Here is a 3,172-nt window from a genome sequence, read left to right as displayed (position 1 = left end):
GTGCTGGGCAGCGCCCGTACGCTGCTGGGCGGGCGCCGCTTCCGCACGCACCGCGAGGCCGGGAAGGACGAGGTGGCCGCCGAGAAGGGCTACCTGCGCGAGGCCGGCAACCTCGTCTTCCACGTCGCGCTGATCGTGCTGCTGCTCGCCTTCGCGGCCGGACAGCTGTGGGGGTCCGAGGGCGGCAAGCTGATCATCAAGGGCGACGGCTTCTCCAACACCCTCACCCAGTACGACGACTTCAGGTCCGGCTCCCTCTTCGACTCCGGCGACCTGGACTCCTTCGGCTTCACCCTCGACGAATTCCACTCCTCGTACGAGGAGAGCGGCCCGCAGAAGGGCACCGCGCGCACCTTCCGCGCCGACGTCTCGTACTGGGAGGGCGCGGACGGCGAGGAGCGGAAGAGCTCGATCGAGGTGAACCACCCGCTGGCGGTCGGCGACTCCAAGGTCTATCTGATGGGCAACGGCTACGCCCCCGTCGTCTCCGTGACGGACGGCAAGGGCAAGACCGCCTACCGCGGCCCGGTCGCCTTCCTGCCGCAGGACAAGAACCTGACGTCCTCGGGCGTGGTCAAGGTGACCGACTACCGGGACGCGAAGGGCCGCCGGGACCAACTCGGCTTCCAGGGCTTCTTCGTGCCCACCTTCGGCGGCGCGGGCTCGGGCACGATGTTCTCGCAGTCCCCGGCCATGAAGTTCCCGGTGCTCTTCCTCACCGCCTACCACGGTGACCTGGGGCTCGACTACGGAGCCGCGCAGAACGTCTACCAGCTCGACACCAAGCGCATGAAGCAGTTCAAGAAGGCGGACGGGCGGCCGCTGGCGAAGAAGATCCTGCCCGGCGAGTCGATGAAGCTGCCGAACGGCGGCGGCTCGCTGAAGTTCGAGGGCGTGCGCCAGTGGGCCCAGTTCCAGGTCTCCCACCAGGTGGGCGGCGGCTGGGCGCTGGGCGGCGCGCTCGCCGCGATCGGGGGGCTCGCCGGTTCGCTGTTCATCCAGCGCCGCCGGGTGTGGGTACGGGCCGTGACCGGCCCGGACGGCACCACGGTCGTCGAGATGGCCGGGCTGGGACGCAGCGAGTCCGCGAAACTCCCCGAGGAACTGGGCGACCTGGCGTTCGCCCTGCAGAACGACGCGCCGCCTGCGCCGGCGGACACGGACACGGACACCGCCACCGACACCGCCACCGGACCTTCGCGAGGAGGACGTCAGTGAACATCGCTGCCGCGACCAACGAGAACCTGGCCGAGATCAGCAACTATCTGATCTATTCGGCCATGGCCGTCTACACCCTCGCCTTCGTCGGGCACATCGGCGAGTGGGTGTTCGGCAGCCGCAGCAAGGTGGCCCGTACGGCCGCCGCGCTCAGCACCCCGCAGGGGGACCGGGCTCCCGCGGCCGGCGCCGAGGCCGTCAAGGTGCCGGCGGGCGCCGCCACTTCGGTGCTGGAGCGCCCCAAGGTCATCGTCCGCTCCGCGGCGGGCCGGCGCGGCGAACTGCCGGACGGCCCCGGCGCCGCCGCAGGCAATGAGCAGGGCGACCTGTACGGACGGATCGCGGTCTCCCTGACGACGCTGGCCTTCCTGCTGCACGTGGCCGGTGTGCTCGCCCGATCGCTGTCGGTGCAGCGCGCCCCCTGGGGCAACATGTACGAGTTCTCGACGGCCTTCTCGATGGTCGCCGTCGGCGCGTACCTCGGCTTCCTGGTCGCCAAGAAGAACGTCCGCTGGATCGGTCTGCCACTGGTCACGACCGTCCTGCTCGACCTGGGCCTGGCCGTCACGGTGCTCTACACCGAAAGCGCCCAGCTGGTGCCGGCCCTGCACTCCTACTGGCTGTGGATCCACGTCTCGCTGGCCATCGTCTGCGGGGCGCTGTTCTACCTCGGCTGCGTCGCGACGGTCCTCTACCTCTTCCGCGACCGCTACGAGACCAAGCTGCTCGGCGGCGGCACCCCCGGCGACTTCGCCACCTCGGTGCTGGAGCGGCTGCCGTCCTCCTCCTCGCTGGACAAGTTCGCCTACCGGATCAACGCGGCCGTCTTCCCCTTCTGGACCTTCACGATCGTCGCGGGCGCCATCTGGGCGGGCGACGCGTGGGGCCGCTACTGGGGCTGGGACCCCAAGGAGGTCTGGTCCTTCATCACCTGGGTCGCATACGCCTGTTACCTGCACGCCCGCGCCACCGCCGGCTGGAAGGGACGCAAGGCGGCCTACCTGGCGCTGCTCGCCTTCGCGTGCTTCCTCTTCAACTACTACGGCGTGAACATCATCTTCAACGGCAAGCACAGCTACGCGGGCGTCTGAGCCGTTTCCCGCTTCCTCGCCGGCACCCGCTCGCCGCTCCGCTACGGGGTGTCGTCCGTACCGCCCGCACCGTTCTCGCGCCGCCGTGACTCCTCCTCGCGGCGGCGCAGTTCTGCCTCCTGCCGCGCGGGGTCTGCCTCCGCGGCCCCAGCTGCGGCGGCCCCGGCGGCGGTCCCGGCTTCGCCGCCGTCAGCTGTACGGGCGTCGTCGATGCCGCTCTCCGCGCTCTGGTCCTCGCCCTTGGCCGCGCCGGCGCCCGTACCCGTGCCTTCGTCCTCGCGCGTACTGCGCGGCTTCGTCCCGTCGTTGATGGACTTCAGGAAGTCCGGGTTGTCGTCGGGGGCGACCCAGCGCCGCTCGTCGGGGCGGGTGGCGCCGTACGGCGCGTTCCTGCGGGGACGTCCGACAGCGAACCAGGCCACCGGGCCCAGCAGCACCTGGCCGAAGAGCAGGATGATGATGACCCAGGCCACCTTCGGCAGCTTGCGGATCTCCTTCTCCGGGGTGTTCAGACAGTCGATGAAGGCGTAGATCCACACCGCCAGGACGAGAATGAACGGCAGATACCTGAGCATGTGTGACGCCCCCTAGGCGGGCTGACTCGGCGCGGCGGGCCACTGGTGCGGTTGGCGCGGTTCGCGTGGCGGTTCACGTACAGGGACAGCGTAACGGTGTGCCGGATACCGCCGGGGGCGGGCGGCGAAGGGCGCGGGGCCATGGCGGATACTGGAGCGCATGGCTTACGACGATCTGCGCTCGCTGCTGCGGGCGCTGGAGCGGGACAGGGACCTCAAGCGGATCAAGGCCGAGGTCGATCCATATCTCGAAGTCGGTGAGATCGTCGACCGGGTGCAGAAGTCCGG

The 3,172-nt window shown here is 70.0% G+C and carries 4 protein-coding genes; 3 read left to right on the top strand and 1 reads right to left on the bottom strand.

Annotation, left to right across the window (positions count from 1 at the left end; all coding sequences use genetic code 11):
* On the top strand, positions 1-1,218 hold a 1,218-nt coding region (gene resB / locus ACRDP3_RS25825; RefSeq protein ID WP_431519408.1), incomplete at its 5' end, for a cytochrome c biogenesis protein ResB.
* On the top strand, positions 1,215-2,309 hold the full coding sequence (ccsB, locus tag ACRDP3_RS25820) for a c-type cytochrome biogenesis protein CcsB (protein ID WP_431519407.1): 1,095 nt from the start codon (positions 1,215-1,217) through the stop codon (positions 2,307-2,309). The genes resB and ccsB, both read left to right, overlap by 4 nt.
* A gap of 41 nt (positions 2,310-2,350) precedes the next feature.
* On the opposite strand, the gene ACRDP3_RS25815 is transcribed toward ccsB, so the two are convergent.
* Entirely contained in the window at positions 2,351-2,884 is a 534-nt protein-coding gene (locus ACRDP3_RS25815) for a PLD nuclease N-terminal domain-containing protein (RefSeq protein ID WP_431519406.1), read from the bottom strand.
* Between the two features lie 151 nt (positions 2,885-3,035).
* Here ACRDP3_RS25815 and ACRDP3_RS25810 point away from each other — a divergent pair.
* Positions 3,036-3,172 (top strand): hypothetical protein (locus ACRDP3_RS25810; RefSeq protein ID WP_431519409.1); only part of this gene is annotated, 137 nt, incomplete at its 3' end.

It is taken from the genome of Streptomyces sp. (assembly GCF_050698815.1).
In the GTDB taxonomy this organism is placed as follows: Bacteria; Actinomycetota; Actinomycetes; order Streptomycetales; family Streptomycetaceae; genus Streptomyces.
The sequence above is the reverse complement of the archived record's forward strand: the minus strand, read 5'-3'. Positions and strand labels throughout refer to the sequence as shown.

Bases quoted from the DNA above. Each gene is read 5' to 3' on its own strand.
- ACRDP3_RS25815 (WP_431519406.1), bottom strand. From the start codon at position 2,884: ATGCTCAGGTATCTGCCGTTCATTCTCGTCCTGGCGGTGTGGATCTAC.